Source organism: Nitrospira calida (assembly GCF_976986435.1).
Genome location: NZ_OZ335950.1, coordinates 3,386,183 through 3,400,810 on the forward strand (window position 1 = coordinate 3,386,183; position 14,628 = coordinate 3,400,810).

Genomic DNA, 14,628 nt, shown 5'->3' on the forward strand with positions numbered 1-14,628 from the left:
GCCTACTCCATGCGAAACCGTTCTTCAGCCAGTCGATACAGCCGTCGCCATAGCAGGCGGTTGAGCGTGACGACGGTGAAAATCATTGTCAACGTCGCGGCAAGCAGCAACGGATAGTCCCCGCGCGCCGTGGCTTGGGCGATCTGCGCTCCAAGGCCGATGGTCGCCTCGACCTGCCCCCCGAATTCGACGTACTCCGCCACGATGCTCGCATTCCACGCTCCGCCGCTTGCGGTAATGCCCCCGGTGATTAATGACGGCACCAATGCCGGAAGGAGCAGCGTCCGCCAACGGTCGGCGCGCGACAACCGCAGCACGGCTGCCATATCCTTCAGATCCTGGGGGATAGCCGAAACCCCCGCAATCGTATTGAACAAGAGATACCATTGCGTGCCCATCAGCATGAGGAGGATGGCCGCCATGTTGAGCCCCCAGGGCAGGCCCAGCAGGAGGAGCAAGACGATCGGGAAGAGGGCCGTGGCGGGAACGGATGCGGCGACCTGGACCACCGGTTGCAGCCACCCGGCCACCCGCGGATTCATTCCGATGGTCACGCCGACCGGAAGGGTCCATCCTAGCGCAATGATCAAGGCGGCAACCACGCGTCCCAGCGTCGCCAAGAGACCGACCCCAATATCCCGCCATTGGGCTGCCGTGACCGTAGTCAACGACGCCCCGGCCCGATATGCCCCGTAGAGCAGAGCGCAGCCTCCGACGGCAGCGACAGCACGCCACGACCAGATCAGCAGACGTTCTTCGGACCTCTGTGCCACCGGCAGAGGGAACCGCCGCGTAAACCAGGCGTCCAGGCGTTCGAGGGTCGGTCGTATCACGCTCGTTCGCAGCCACCCCGCAATCCTCGAGCTGCGGAGCGCGTTGTAGAACCACGAGGCATGCGCGTCTCGACTTTCGACCATCTCTAACTTGAAGCGTTCAGCCCACGCCAGCAGCGGTCGCCACGCCAGTTGATCCAACATGACGATCACTAGGATCAGCGTGGCAAGGCCCCACGTCATGGCCATCACGTTCCCTTGAGCGGCTGCTTCCTTCAAATAGGCTCCGAGTCCCGGAAGCCGGAAGTCGCGGTCTCCCACCGTAAAAATCTCGGCGGCCATCAAGAAAAACCACCCCCCAGCCCAACTCATCATACTGTTCCACAGCAACCCGATGGTGGCGAAGGGAAGCTCCAGATACCGGAAGCGGAGCCAGGCATTCAAGCGGAAGATCCGACCGGCCTCTTGTAGATCCGTCGGAATGGTACGAAGCGATTGGTACCAACTGAACGTCAGGTTCCACACCTGGCTCGTACAAATCAGTATGATCGATGCCAGTTCGACCGCCACCGCCTGCGGCAGAATCGCGCTGAAGCTGAGCAAGACCACCGGCAGAAACGAGAGAATGGGCACACTTTGCAACACATCGAGCAAAGGAAGCAGAACAGGCTCCGCACGCCGGTACCGGGCGGCGGCATAACCATAGGGAAGCGTGAAAAGCAACGAGAGTGTATAGGCGACGAGCATACGCCCGATGGATAGCAAGGCGTACCAGGGCAAGACGGTCAGAGAGAGTGAAATCTCCGGCCCCTTCAGCTCCGGCGGCGCATGGACCGCCAGGCGCACGCCTACATAGACCATCACCGCGACGAGGAGGCCGACCACGAGGTCGCCCCATGTGAAGGAGCGAAGTGGAAGCGGAGGAGCCAGCAATCTCACAGGCAGCCTTCTCACCGTCGAGCCCCGAATAACGTCCACCCTCCAATGGCCAAAAATCCGCTTCCCGCGGCTGACTTGGGGGGCCGCGGGGAGATAGCGGCGGGAAGCTGTCCGCCGATCAGCACGGCAAGTAAGCTGGACAAGAGAAGTGCTCCAGCGGAGGCGCAGAAACCACCCACCCGGCTTATCAGTGGATCTGCGGCGAATGCATGGCCGTCCTCCTTTCTGCCCGTGCGTACGGACCGAACGGAGACAGCCATCAGGCGCGTGAATTACGCGAGCACGATGCGGGCGACTCTGCGAACCCAGCAGGCGCAGAAGGGCAGTGAACTGTCTACGTGCGGGTCCTCCGAACCGTCACCGGCGAGTCCAACCGGTTCCTCCAAAGCCATCGCTCGCGATGTGTCCGCGTGTTGTTCAATACCGACATTCGCAGAGGCTGTCAACCGCACAATGGTGAGGTTCATAAGACCCGGCGGCCCCCTGAGGTTGCGCCGCGTTCACGGCAAACATCCCTGAAAGCTCGCCTCATATTCATCCTCACTCTCACAGGCGACACTCCTGTCGATCGCATGTGGAGGCATGGTCGTACTGAAAGGCTTCTTCTCCGATCCCGAGCTCAAACACCTGCGAGTCCTTGCTGCCATAGCGATAAATCGTCACGCCTTTCAGCCCCAGTTCCCAGGCACGCCGGTAGGCCCGCGCCACTTCCGCCGGCACCGCCTCCTGCGGAAGATTGATCGTTTTCGAGACGGAATTGTCCACGTGGCACTGGAAGGCCGCCTGTATCTGCAGATGCCGCTCAACGGGAACGTCCAAGGCGGTCACAAACAGACGGGTCGCCTCATCAGGCAAACCGGGCACGCCGGCCAGACGGCCACGCTTTTGCACCTCAGCAATCACCTTCTCTGTGTTCAGACCGTGCCAGGTGCAATAGTCGAGGAGAAGCTTCTTCTTCACTTCCACCAAGCCTTCCCCGCCAAGGGTATGCCGACGCCGGTAAGCCAGTGCGAACAGTGGCTCGATGCTGGCGCTCGTTCCAGCAATGATACTGATGGTGCCGGTGGGAGCGATGGCCGTGCAGGTCGCGTTGCGCAGCCGTAGTCCCTGCCGCTCGTAGATGCTCCCGCTCCAATTCGGGAACACTCCCCGCTCCTCTGCCAATGCCTGCGAGGCGACGCGAGCTTCCTCGGCGATCGTGCGCATGAGCTGCTCGGCCAGCTCGATCGCCTGGTCGGAATCATAGGAGAGCCCCAATCGGATGAGCAGGTCCGCAAGCCCCATCACGCCGAGGCCGATCTTGCGGTTGCCCTGCGCCATGCGCGAGGTCTCGGGCGTCGGGTAGTGGTTCACTTCAATCACGTTATCCAGGAAGCGAACCACCAGCCGGACGCTCGTGCGCAAGCGTTCCCAGTCCACAACCGGACGTCCGTTTCGCTCGGATATCAGGAGCGCGACATTGAGCGAGCCGAGATTGCATGATTCATAGGGCAGCAGCGGGACCTCGCCGCAGGGATTGGTGGCCTCGATGGCGCCGAGATGCGGCGTGGGATTGGCCCGGTTGATCGCATCCAAAAAGAGTAGACCCGGATCGCCTGTCCGCCACGCAGCGTCCGTGATCGCCTCGAACACCTCCATGGCCCTGAGCTGTTTGCCCGTCCGACCGGTTTTCGGATGGACGAGGTCGTAAGAGGTTCCTTGGCACACCGCCTCCATGAAAGCATCCGTCACCCCGACGGACAGATTGAAATTTTGCAGGCTGACTCCATCCAACTTGGCGGCAATAAATTCGAGAATGTCCGGATGATCCACGCGCAAGATCCCCATATTGGCACCGCGCCGCCGGCCGCCGCGTCTGATATGCTCGGTGGCGCAGTCGAAAATCTTCATAAAGGAAACCGGGCCTGAAGCCTCCCCGCCCGTCGATGCCACGAAGTCGCCCTTGGGCCGCAGACGGGAAAATGAGAACCCGGTCCCGCCGCCAGAGCGTTGCACCAAGGCCATCTCCGTGATTGCCCGAAAGATGGCCTCGATAGAGTCTTCCACGGGCAGCACGAAGCAGGCGCTGAGCTGTCCGCCGGGCGCATTCATGAGCGTGGGACTGTTCGGTAGAAAGGTCAGGGAAGTCATCAATTGGTAGAATTCATCGCGCCAATACGAGACTCGATCGGGATGACCGAACGCCACCTCAGCCTGAGCAATGGCATCCGCCACTCTGGCGAACATGTCCTCCGGCGTTTCCAGGACTTGCCCCGTTGCGTCGCGGCGGAGATACCGCGCCTGCAGCACTCGGAGCGCATTGTCGGATAGCTGGACCATCAATTTAGGTTCTGAACGCTTCAACAATCTGCCCGTCCTTCGGGCTGCCGTCGACACCCGGCTGGACATGCCCCGCCACTCTTGTGTAGGCCAGGAGGCTACTTCCCGAGCGCCTTCAGCACTTCTCGGGCCACGAGGAGCTCCGGTTGCGCCCCAAGCACGCTGTGGGTGTCGTTGATGATGGTCTTTGGCACGCCTTGGACGTCGTATTTCACCGCCAGGTGCGGGAACTCGGCCGTCTCCACCATGTCCGCTGTGATGTGCTCAGACGCCATGGCGAAGCGATGCGCGGTCGCCACCGCCCGCGAGCAGTAGGGGCAGGTCAGCGTCACCATGACCTGCAGGTGCACCGGACGATCGACCTGGGCCAGCATCGCACGCACCTCGGCCGATAATCCAGGATCGCGCTGTCCCATCTGCCGAATGGCTTCCACCAGCGATCCGAATTCATAGCCACCGGGCACCCCAGAGAACCGGACGCGGGCGTTCCCGCCTTCGGTCACGAGAATGGCTGGAATCTTGTCCACGCCGTATCGTTTAGCCAAGTCGGCCTCCTGCACGAAATCATGCACCTCCGCGCGCACCTTCCTGGACAAGCTCCCCAGCTCCTCGACCAGCTCGCGCGCGAGCCGGCAGGTCTCGCATTCCATCTCTTGCGTGAACATCAGGAGCGTGACGACGTGAGGAAGCGCGTCGAACGTCTTCTTGAGCGCGTCCCGGTCTTTTTCCTTTAACAACGCCATCGCTCTTCCTCCTCATTCTCATTCCGGCGACTGGCTCGCCGACTCGCCCCGCACCAGGTACTCATAGGCGGAGAGGGCCGCTTTCGCGCCTTCGCCGGCGGAGATGATGATTTGCTTGTGGGGTACTGTCGTCACATCGCCGGCTCCGAACAAGCCCGCCACGCTGGTCCGGCAGTGGCAGTCCACGATCAGTTCCCCGGCTTGGTTCAGCTTGGCGAGATGACGCACCGGCTCCGTGTTCGGGATGAGCCCGATTTCGACGAACACGCCGTCGGCCTGGACCAGCGTTTCCCGTCCGGATTCCAGTTCCTTGATCCTTACCCCGGTCACCCGTTCCGTTCCCATGATGCGGGTGACCGCGTGACGATCGAGCAGCCTGGCATGAGACCTGACTGCTTGGACGAGGATTTCATCGGCCTGCCATCCGGCGGCAACATTGATCAGCGTTACCTGCTTGGCCACCTTCAGCAGATCGACGGCCGCCGTAAAGGCCGAATTCCCCCCGCCCACCACGACCACCTGCTTGTCCGTGAAAAACGGCGCATCGCAGGTGGCGCAGTAAGCTACCCCTTTCCCGATCAGTTCCTTCTCGCCCGGCACGTTCAACATGCGCGCTCGTTTGCCCGTGGCGACAATCACCGTCCGGCCGCGAAACTCGGTCCCGCTCTCGAAGAGCACGCGGAACTGCGTGTCCTCCTTTCGCACGTCTTTGGCGGAGTCGCTCTGGTACACCGGGACCTTGAAATAGGACACATGTTGCTGGAACCGCTCGACCAGCTCGCGGCCGGTCACGGTCTGAAACCCCAGGTAGTTGTCGATCTCCGTGGTTTCCGCCATCTGACCGCCGAAGTCCTTCGTGAGCAGCGCCAGCGTGAGCAGTTTTCGTGCGCCGTACAGCGCGGCAGCCATGGCTGCCGGACCGCCTCCCAGGATCAACAGATCGTACAGCCGGGCCGGATCAGGCCGCGGCACGTCCTGCATCGGAGACCAATCGAAGGAGACCGTGCGGAATTCCATCGCCTGATCTCACAGGCCTTGGCTCTGGGCCCTGACCCACCGGACGATGTCGTGCGTCCCCATCGCCCCAGGCTGTCGCCCGATCTCCCGCCCTTGGTGAAAGAGAATGAGTGTGGGGATACTGACGATTCCAAAGCGAGCCGCCAGCGCCTGCTCTTCTTCCGTATTCACCTTGGCCAGGCGAACCTGTGGTTCCAGAATCTTCGCGGCCTGCTCAAAGGCGGGGGCCATCATCCGACAGGGTCCGCACCAAGGCGCCCAGAAGTCCACGAGCAACGGGATATCATTGCGTGTCGCGTGCAGGTCGAAGTCCGCCCCGGTCAGGGCGATCGGGTGTCCGGTGAACAGCGGCGCATGGCACCGGCCGCACTTGGGGCCCTCGCTCAGACGGGTTCCGGGCACGCGATTGACGCCCCGGCACTGGGAACAGACGATGTGTACCGGCTCACTCATCCGCAGCCAGCCCTGCCCGCTTCAGATGCTCGATGTCGCTCCCTACCACGGGACCTTGCGCCGTCGCCCTGGCCCTCGATGGGCCCGAGACAACCTGCACGATCTGATTGTGTCGCGTGTCAAGCCTTTCAGCCCCGTCCATGTCGCCCACGCACGACGAGCGTGGTGCACGAGCCATGCGCACAAGGAGCGCCTTGCCTTGAAGCCCGTTGGCCTCCAACAGCTTCTCCGTGTCGGCGCGCACCTCGCGTGCATGGATGACCAATCGTTGCACCTCTGCCTGAACGGTGGGGCGAAGTGCTCCGGCAATTGGCCGGGGAAGCACAGGCACCGCAAGGCTCGGCACATCGATGACATGGAGTGCGTGCACAACAAGGGGGATCACGAAATGGCAACACACCGAGCCATTCAATGGCCCAACGGGAATACAGCGAACCATCCACGGCCGCCAGAACTGTCATCCTCGTTCGTGAGCGTCTGTCATCCCTCTGCGTCACGGCGTTCCCTGCATGGCTTTTGAAGCCCCGGCAATCGCGTCGTCTTTCGGCCACGCGGCTTCGTCTCGGATGCCGTTCTCCCCCCGCGCACCCACACTCTTCTCGGCGTGTCTCACCTCATGGACGATCTCCAGTACATAAGCGGCGTTGCCGAAGGAGAACGAGGCACACCGCCGTTCCAGGTCGCGGTCATTGTGCCGAAGGTGTTCTAATCGGACGCAGCCGCGCCAGTCCAGATTCAGGACCTCGGCTGCCCGATTGCGATAAAGCCTTGCACCGTCGGTCGTCCAGAGGCAGACGGCTTCCTCGATCGTATCGAGCAAGAAGGCGACGGGATCGTGCCGGTACCCAAGAGTCCAGGCTTGGGGACCAGGACCCCGACACGCCAGCAACGTACAAGCAGCAATTAGCCCCGCGGCGCCCATATCTGTCAAAGAGGCTGCAACCCTCGGCTCGCTCTGTTGCGGTGTCCAGGGCACCGGCAAGAAATCCTGCTCCTCTACCAGCGTAAGGTGCCATCGATCCCGTGCCATGACCTTTCCCTTCCTTCACAAGTCAGCGCGCCAGAGAGGCGACGCCGACAGACTGGGCGCCTACCGAACCACTCGGCGATGGTCTTTTGCGGTACTCACATCCCTTCACTACTGCGGACTGATCGACAGGAAAATCGTCGCATTGCCACGGGTCACCAGCAGAAGCACCCGCTCCTGGGGACGGAGTCGTCCGGCCATCCGCTCGAAGTCTTCGACGGACTTCACCGGCTTCCGGTTGATTTCTCGGATGAGATCCCCGGGTCGCAGCCCGGCGAGTGCGGCCGGACTCCCGGGATCCACGTCAACGACCCAGACTCCTCCGACTCTCCGACCGGACCGGTCACGAGGGGCAGGTTCGACGACGATACCGGCCAAGGCGTGATCACCCTCGATTTCACCGGACGCTCGTGCGGTTTCTCTCGGCAACTCCCCAACCGTCACCTTTACCTCCCGTGTCCGTTCATCCCGCACTACGGTGAGGGTTACGGTCGTTCCCGGCGCGGTGTCGGCCACCAACATGCGCAACTGCGTCGGATTGGTAACCGGTTTTCCATCGTATGCGGTGATGATGTCGCCGCGCTCGAGTTTGGCTTTAGCGGCCGGTCCGTCGTCTAGCACGTCGGCCACCAAAACACCCTTGGCGTCCTTCACTCCGAATTCCTTTGCCAACTCAGGGGTCAACTCCTGGATCGACACGCCGATCCAGCCGCGGATGACCTTCCCGTGCTTCTGCAGGCTGGCCATGACGCTCTTGGCCATGTTGCTGGGGATCGCAAATCCGATCCCCATATATCCCCCGGTTTGACTGAAGATCGCCGAGGGGATGCCGATCAGCTCGCCCTTCAGATTCACCAGGGCGCCGCCGGAGTTACCCGGGTTGATGGCCGCGTCGGTTTGGATGAAGTCCTCGTAATCGACGATGCCCATATTGGCCCGGCCGACCGCGCTGACAATGCCCATGGTCACGGTCTGCGTCAGCCCGAACGGACTACCGACGGCCAGCACGAGCTCGCCCACCCGCAACTTACCGGAGTCTCCCCACGGCAAGGGCGGCAAGCCCATCGCATCGATCTTGATCAGCGCGAGGTCCGTCCTCGGATCGGTGCCGATGATCTTCGCTTTGAAGCGGCGTTTGTCAGGGAGAATGACGGTGAGTTCCTCGGCCCCCTCGACGACGTGGTTGTTGGTCATGATGTACCCGTCTGAACTGACAATCACACCCGAGCCTTCGCCAAACTCCCGCTCCTCGCGGCGCGGCCCTCGTGGGCCGAGTTCCTCTCCGAAAAACCGCCGCCAAAACGGGTCGCCGTAGAACGGCCCAAACGGTTCGCCGACGGCCACCTTACGGGACGATGCAATATTGACGACGGACGCCGTCGCACGCTCGGCCACCGCCACCAACGCCTCATTCGGCGGGAGCGCGCCGGTGGAGACGAGGATCGGTCGGGTCTCCTGCCCAGGCGCTGACCCAATCGACGGTGCGGCTTCGGCGGTCATCCCGACGACGCCGATCCCGACCGCCAGCCATCCCGCGATCGCCGCCGCTCGCCACCACCGAAACGAAATCTCTCGTCGGGTATGTGCCGCCTGTCTCATCATGATCCTCCTCGCATCCCTCAACCGGCTTTGACTTCGATGAATCGCGACGCGGCCTTCGCGCTCGGCTTACAGGGCAGAGTCACCGTCAGAACCCCATGTTTGAGCTTGGCCTCCAATCGATCCAGATCGGCATCGTCAGGCAACGACAAGATGCGCTCGAACGCGCCGTAGCGGCGCTCCATCCGGTAGACGCCGGCATGCTGCTTCTCCCATTTCTGCCGCTTTTCTCCCCGGATCAGCAGGGTGTCGTCCAAGAGTTCCAGTTGAAGATCGCTCGCCTCCAAGCCCGGGACTTCAGTGGTGATCACATAAGTTTTTTCAGATTCACGGCGCCCTCCTCATCCAAAAGGTTTTCGACCACCCTCAGTCCATGTCGGCACAGGATGAGACCTCATCGCCAGCGGTCTAGTAGGACCGCTGAGGGCAACAGCAACTCAAACAAAAAGACCGCGGCGTTGGCGAGTACAAGCGCCGTCACTATCACCGGCGGATTGAGGCTGGGCAGGCTGTCACGCAAAGGAAACATCGTCCCCCCCCTACTCCTTATGTTATGATTTGCGAAGCAAGCCACCCTCCAAGGCCGCCGGCCTCCTTCAGCTTCGCCGCTCCCTCTCCGCAGACCTGTTCGACCAATGCTCCCATGACCATCCGACGGGGTTCGTTCATCCGCTGGCCGTGATCACCGTGCGCCATCGCACCTGAAGGGTGGAGTTCGGCCAGTTTTTGCTTAAGGAAGGCCCGTGCGTTGTCCAGCGCATGCTTGACTTCTGACTCCGTGATCCCGAGTACATGGGCCGTCTCGGCGAGCGAGCAGCCTCCCGCTTCATGGAGGACGAGCGCGAGCCGCCACTGTGTGGGCAGGTGCACGAGCATTCGATTGACGGTGCGTTGAAGTTCCTGCCGCTCGACCATCTGATCCGGTGTCGGAAGCTCCGAGGCCGGAACAAGGTCCTCCAATCGTACGACTTCGTCCGGTTGGTAAAACTCGAACAGGCCGTCTTCAGACCCCGGCATCGCACTGGCTTCTTCCAGGCGCAGCAAGCCTCCTTCTTTTCGCATCCGCCTGACCTCGCGCTCGACCTGCTCGAGCACGAGTTGCCTGAGCCAGCGATCGAGCGGCAGGTCCTTGGGTCGATCGGCAAAACCCTGGGCCGCCGTGAGGACCGCCGCGTCAACGATGTCGTCAAACGGTCACTTGGCCAGGGAACAGATCGCCGGCCGCCAGCCTGGCCGCAATTTCGTGCGCAGCAAACCGCTGCAGGGTGTCGAGATGATCGCCAAGCGCGGTGAGAAGCGCCTCACGGTCCCGTTCCTCCAACGGCACCGTCTTGAGTTTCGTGGCAAGGGCCAGCGCCTCGCGGCGTTCACGTCGTTTCCACAGCGGTTCGCGGCGCAACATCGCGCGATGCTTATCCACCTGTCGCATCATTTCCGTGAACGCCTCTTTCAAGACGGGCTCAAGGCTCGCACCATCTTCCTTTCCACTATCACTCGTCCCGGAACCGACAGCAGGAGCATGGCTTGAAACCGCCGTTTGTTCGAATGGCGCTCAACGAGACCTCGCAGTGACACTCGATCGGAAGCGAATCCCTTCAGCTGCCGCTCCAACCTGCTCCGCCATCGCGCCAACATGTGGGCGGTGCGAGTATCTTCGCCAAGTCCCTTGAATCTGAGATCCCATTGCATGGGCTCCTCATCACTGTTTGTGGTGCTCGTACCGGCACGGACGGCCGATCGCCGCCCCGAGGACAGCGGTGCCAACCGCATCGACCCGGTCTCCCAGGCCGTGCAGCACGCACCATCCGATCCGACACGTTCAGTTTCCGAGACTCCTATGCCTGCCCTCCGCGGCCACCCGGCCCGGCCCTGGTCCGCCATCCGGCAGCGGAATCGGGATGCGTTCAACCTGCCGCCGTGCCTGTTCGTTTTGGTCCGCATCACGCAGGCGTTCCAGCTCGAGATCGGTCAACGTGAGCGTCGGCTCGGAGCGATGGCCATGTTCGTCGATGATCTCCCGCTCCAGAAACGTGATCTTCGTCCGCCCGTCCTGCCAGACCGTTCGCCGGCGCCGCAGATCGCCCGAATCGATATCCAGATGGTCTTCCCGGTCGACTGACGGCGGCCCATAGATCTCCTTCAAACGGGCCAGCAACCCCGTCACACCGCTCGGTAAACGCTCGGGACGATAGTGAATCTGAATTTCGTACAGTTTGCCCCGGTGAAACCGATATAAGACGCGCCGGATGGCCGGATCCGACGACGGCTCGGTCAACGTTACCGTCGCCAGATTCTGCCGGCGCGTTTTCGCCGTCTCCGGACTCACACGGCTGAATTCGCCCAGCGCCATCCCGAGCCTGGCCCGCTGAAACGACCGCGGCAGCACGCGTGGCGTGGCGGCATCCTGCGCGGCGAGATGGTCAATGATCGCGGCAGAGGTATGTACTCCAAGGACGGCGAGGAACACCAAGAGGCCTGTGGAGAGCCAACTCCGTCTTGTCATCGTTCGCCCGGCACCCGTCATGAGACCACCTCGCACTGTAGGGGTTGGAGAGTTTATGCATCCAGCGTCGGATCATGAAACGGATCGCCGTTTGCGCCCGGATACTCAGTCGACTGTTTTTCGACCATTTCCGTTGAGTCGCTGCTTAATCGCAGACTCGATCTGTTGATCGCTCAATTAGGTCATGTCGCCGACACACCAACTAACACGCAACCGTCAACTGTTATGACCAGGCTGTTGCTCCGGGATCACGTCCCGCTAAACCTGAGGGTGGCACCTTAGATCAATTGGTGGTGGGAACAAGACACATCTGGACCGTACCCCCTTTTTGCTGTCACACCCCCATTGACGCTCGCCGCTCGTCTGTGATCGGGGTCTTCGTTACGGGATCTTCACCTCGATCGCCTTCGGCGTGGCCTTTTCGAACTTCTGCAAGTGGATCGTCAGCACGCCATCCTTGAATTCCGCGCTGACCTTGGTGCCGTCGGCATCGCCGGGTAGCGCAAAGCTGCGCTCGAAGCGGTGGCATTTCTTGCCCTTTTCTTCCTTCTCGTCCTTGTGCTCCCCCGACAGGGTCAACACGTCGTCCTGCACCGTCACCTTCACGTCTTCCTTCTTGAGCTCCGGCAGCTCCGCCTTGATGAGGTACTCCTTCTCGTCCTCAATGATATCCACCAACGGCGTCCATTCGGTAACAGTAAGGGCTTCTCACCTGTCTCCGTTGGTGCGCACCGGCGCGCGGCCCAAAAGGGTCGACAGCCAAGGCCAACCACCGTCAGTGAAAACGCTTCCGTCGGCGGGAGCGAGAATTCCATAAGGTGCACGACCGAACCACTCACCGGCATGCCGTTCCCGAGATCCGAGCGACCTCCTCTGGTGCGGCTCACAGGCTCATCGGACTGGTCATGCAACCTTCACCTCAATGGCTTTCGGTTTCGCCTTCTCCGACTTCGGCAGATGGATGCGCAACACGCCGTCTTTGTATTCGGCAGACACCTTCGTTCCATCCGCGTCTTCCGGCAGTGTGAAACTGCGCACAAAGCTTCCGTAGCTCCGCTCGACCCGATGGTACTTTTTGCCCTTCTCTTCTTTCTCGAACTTGCGCTCGCCGGCGATCGTCAGCACGTCGTTTTCGACCGTGACCTTGACATCCTCCTTCTTAATCTCCGGGAGCTCCGCTTTAATGAGGTACTCCTTCTCGGTTTCTTCAATATCCACGAGCGGCGACCATTCCGCGACCGTCAGGGCTTCCTTCTCGCCTTCCCGACGGCGTACAGGCCGGCCAAACCAGGTCGAGAGGCGTCGCTCCATCTCCTCGAGTTCCTTGAACGGATCCCACCTCGTGAATGGCTCCCACGGTATCAAGGTACCCATGACTCTTCCCTCCTTGTTGTGTGATCTGGTGTGTAAACTCGTGAACTCTCAGTCGCCGCGCGACACCGGCCACGAGCGTTTCATGGTTTCAGGGACCGAATGTAGGCGATCACGTCGGCCATTTGTTGGTCGTCGAACGCCTCGCCGAAGGCGCTCATGGCCGTGCCGGGCACCCCCTCGACAATCGCTTTGCGGAGTTGCCCATCCTTCTTGGACTGCGTCGTTTTGGCTGTAAGATCGGCCGGCCGAGGCGTGAGCGAGGCGGCCAACTCGGTGTCGGCCTTTCCCGTCGGCCCATGACAGTGCTGGCAGCTTTCCATATAGATTTGCTTCCCCGCTTCGGGCTTGCCCTTGCTCGGCTCGGCCCAAAGAAGAGAACCCATGGGCATGGCCACACTCATCGCCCAGACTCCGACCAGAAACAACAGACTCCGCCACGTCGCTCGAATCATAACTTCTCTCTCCCCTGCAGATATCAGTGACGTTACTCCGCGCCATCGACTGGAATCAGCGAATTTTTCGCGCGGAAGGATTCCGGCTGGTTCCCCAGCATGGGATGACGAGTGACTCGGTAGAACACTCTCAATAGGTCTTCATGATTACCGGTCAACCTTCCAACTTGGATTCGGCAGACATGACTACACTCTTCTGTCTTGCCGATTCCTTATCGCCCGCCACCAGCGCCGCTACCCTGGCGCTCCGGCCGCTCCGTTCTCTCCATCTGTGGTTTGTCCGGCCGTTCCGTGCGGGTCTGTTCCCGTGTCCGCTCGCGCGTTCGTTCTTGTGCTTTCACCTGCTCCTTGGTCTGGGTCTTCTCCTTCTCCTGGAGCTGCTGCTGCGTCTGAGTCTTCTCGCGCTCGCGCTCCTGAGCCGACCCCACGGACACTACACCTAACGGCAGCAGCGTGGCGGCGGCCACGGCAACGGAAAGCATCGTTTTTGACTTCATAAGGCACCTCCCTCTGAATACGGCCGGAGCGACATTGCTCGCGGTCGATGTAAACCTCAAGGGTTCGCAACACTGACAAGAGTTCCCCATTCATCCATCTCTCTTCACGCCTCACAGCCGATTAGCGATGCCTTACGCTTCACGCTTCCCACACCTAGCGCCCTGCGGCAAACCGATACAGGTCATGACAGATAGTGCAGCGCGCCGTCATGCTCGAAAGCCGCTGAAGGAGTTGCTGTGATGATTCTTTTTGGACGATCGCGTCCGCAAGCGCATCCATGTCTTGGTGGATCGACATGCCCATCTGCTTGAAGGCCAGCGGGAGCTTGGCCATGATTGCAGGGTTGGTATCGGCCGCCATGGTCATGCCGGCTGCTCGCGCAGCCTCTTCGGCGGCTTTCATGTCATCGTCCGAACCGCTCAATCCGGCCACCACCCCATGGACCGCCTTCAAGAGTTGCCGCATCTCGGCCAGGATCTGATCCCGCTCGGCCGGTGCCAGGAAGATTTCCGTGCGACCATCGGTGCCGGATACCGTCCATCCCATGACGAAAATCCAGCCAAGAGCGACGATTGTCGCCGCCCACAGCACCAAGGCCGTCCCTCCAATTACACGCGCCGTCATGGATCCCTCCACCTTCTGGCTATCACGGCGGGAACCAGTCTCCTCGACCTTCAGCCTCCCGCCTTTATGAACGTCACCATGGAGGCCGTGATTGTATAGATGCTTTCGTCAGACAGCGGCGGATTCGGGATGTAGGAGCCGCTGTCCGGCTCGAAATCGTTCGGGTTCTGGTTAAAGCGATAGACCCATCAGCTCAGCATTGAGGCGTTCACCGAGCTTGATGAATGAGGTACTCGACGTGCCTCCCACATACCCCCTTAGCCGTTTGGGCCGGTGTCAGGTGTCAGTTCTAGCACCCACGCTCCCG

The 14,628-nt window shown here is 61.3% G+C and carries 17 protein-coding genes and 1 pseudogene; all 18 read right to left on the minus strand.

The annotated features are described in order from the left end of the window. Positions 1 to 2 precede the first annotated feature (2 nt). On the minus strand, positions 3 to 1,712 hold the full coding sequence (locus ACWHTU_RS16480) for an ABC transporter permease (RefSeq protein WP_447860492.1): 1,710 nt from the start codon (positions 1,710 to 1,712) through the stop codon (positions 3 to 5). Between the two features lie 546 nt (positions 1,713 to 2,258). Continuing rightward, on the minus strand, positions 2,259 to 4,031 hold the full coding sequence (locus tag ACWHTU_RS16485) for an adenosylcobalamin-dependent ribonucleoside-diphosphate reductase (protein WP_447860493.1): 1,773 nt from the start codon (positions 4,029 to 4,031) through the stop codon (positions 2,259 to 2,261). A 98-nt stretch (positions 4,032 to 4,129) separates the two neighbouring features. Continuing rightward, complete coding sequence (gene pdo / locus ACWHTU_RS16490) at positions 4,130 to 4,774, minus strand: protein disulfide oxidoreductase (RefSeq protein WP_447860494.1); 645 nt, start codon at positions 4,772 to 4,774, stop codon at positions 4,130 to 4,132. 18 nt (positions 4,775 to 4,792) lie between these two features. Further along, positions 4,793 to 5,791, minus strand: a complete 999-nt coding sequence (locus tag ACWHTU_RS16495) for an NAD(P)/FAD-dependent oxidoreductase (protein ID WP_447860495.1) — start codon at positions 5,789 to 5,791, stop codon at positions 4,793 to 4,795. A gap of 9 nt (positions 5,792 to 5,800) precedes the next feature. Next, entirely contained in the window at positions 5,801 to 6,244 is a 444-nt protein-coding gene (gene trxC / locus ACWHTU_RS16500; protein WP_447860496.1) for a thioredoxin TrxC, read from the minus strand. Continuing rightward, entirely contained in the window at positions 6,237 to 6,575 is a 339-nt protein-coding gene (locus ACWHTU_RS16505) for a hypothetical protein (protein ID WP_447860497.1), read from the minus strand. Before ACWHTU_RS16505 ends, trxC begins: the two co-directional genes overlap by 8 nt. A 162-nt stretch (positions 6,576 to 6,737) precedes the next feature. Beyond that, on the minus strand, positions 6,738 to 7,274 hold the full coding sequence (locus ACWHTU_RS16510) for a hypothetical protein (protein ID WP_447860498.1): 537 nt from the start codon (positions 7,272 to 7,274) through the stop codon (positions 6,738 to 6,740). Positions 7,275 to 7,382: 108 nt separating this feature from the next. After that, positions 7,383 to 8,873, minus strand: a complete 1,491-nt coding sequence (locus ACWHTU_RS16515; RefSeq protein WP_447860499.1) for a DegQ family serine endoprotease — start codon at positions 8,871 to 8,873, stop codon at positions 7,383 to 7,385. Between the two features lie 17 nt (positions 8,874 to 8,890). After that, positions 8,891 to 9,190 (minus strand): annotated as a pseudogene (locus ACWHTU_RS16520) (Hsp20/alpha crystallin family protein); the annotation flags it as partial. A gap of 74 nt (positions 9,191 to 9,264) precedes the next feature. Then, complete coding sequence (locus tag ACWHTU_RS16525) at positions 9,265 to 9,399, minus strand: hypothetical protein (RefSeq protein ID WP_447860500.1); 135 nt, start codon at positions 9,397 to 9,399, stop codon at positions 9,265 to 9,267. Positions 9,400 to 9,416: 17 nt separating this feature from the next. After that, positions 9,417 to 10,052 carry an RNA polymerase sigma factor gene (locus ACWHTU_RS16530; RefSeq protein ID WP_447863384.1) on the minus strand — a complete coding sequence of 212 codons (636 nt, stop codon included), beginning with the start codon at positions 10,050 to 10,052 and terminating at the stop codon, positions 9,417 to 9,419. A gap of 4 nt (positions 10,053 to 10,056) precedes the next feature. Then, the gene (locus ACWHTU_RS16535) at positions 10,057 to 10,302 is read right to left on the minus strand and encodes a hypothetical protein (protein WP_447860502.1); all 246 of its coding nucleotides are present in this window, start codon (positions 10,300 to 10,302) and stop codon (positions 10,057 to 10,059) included. 387 nt (positions 10,303 to 10,689) lie between these two features. After that, positions 10,690 to 11,394 (minus strand): hypothetical protein, encoded by a 705-nt coding sequence (locus tag ACWHTU_RS16540; protein ID WP_447860503.1) that lies wholly within the window; start codon positions 11,392 to 11,394, stop codon positions 10,690 to 10,692. A 360-nt stretch (positions 11,395 to 11,754) separates the two neighbouring features. Next, complete coding sequence (locus ACWHTU_RS16545) at positions 11,755 to 12,048, minus strand: Hsp20/alpha crystallin family protein (RefSeq protein ID WP_447860504.1); 294 nt, start codon at positions 12,046 to 12,048, stop codon at positions 11,755 to 11,757. A gap of 228 nt (positions 12,049 to 12,276) precedes the next feature. Beyond that, complete coding sequence (locus ACWHTU_RS16550) at positions 12,277 to 12,747, minus strand: Hsp20/alpha crystallin family protein (protein WP_447860505.1); 471 nt, start codon at positions 12,745 to 12,747, stop codon at positions 12,277 to 12,279. Between the two features lie 80 nt (positions 12,748 to 12,827). Further along, entirely contained in the window at positions 12,828 to 13,199 is a 372-nt protein-coding gene (locus ACWHTU_RS16555) for a c-type cytochrome (RefSeq protein ID WP_447860506.1), read from the minus strand. Between the two features lie 212 nt (positions 13,200 to 13,411). Next, a complete protein-coding gene (locus ACWHTU_RS16560) occupies positions 13,412 to 13,696 on the minus strand; it encodes a hypothetical protein (protein ID WP_447860507.1) in 285 nt (94 codons plus the stop codon). 154 nt (positions 13,697 to 13,850) lie between these two features. Further along, positions 13,851 to 14,288, minus strand: a complete 438-nt coding sequence (locus tag ACWHTU_RS16565) for a hypothetical protein (RefSeq protein ID WP_447863385.1) — start codon at positions 14,286 to 14,288, stop codon at positions 13,851 to 13,853. Positions 14,289 to 14,628 lie beyond the last annotated feature (340 nt).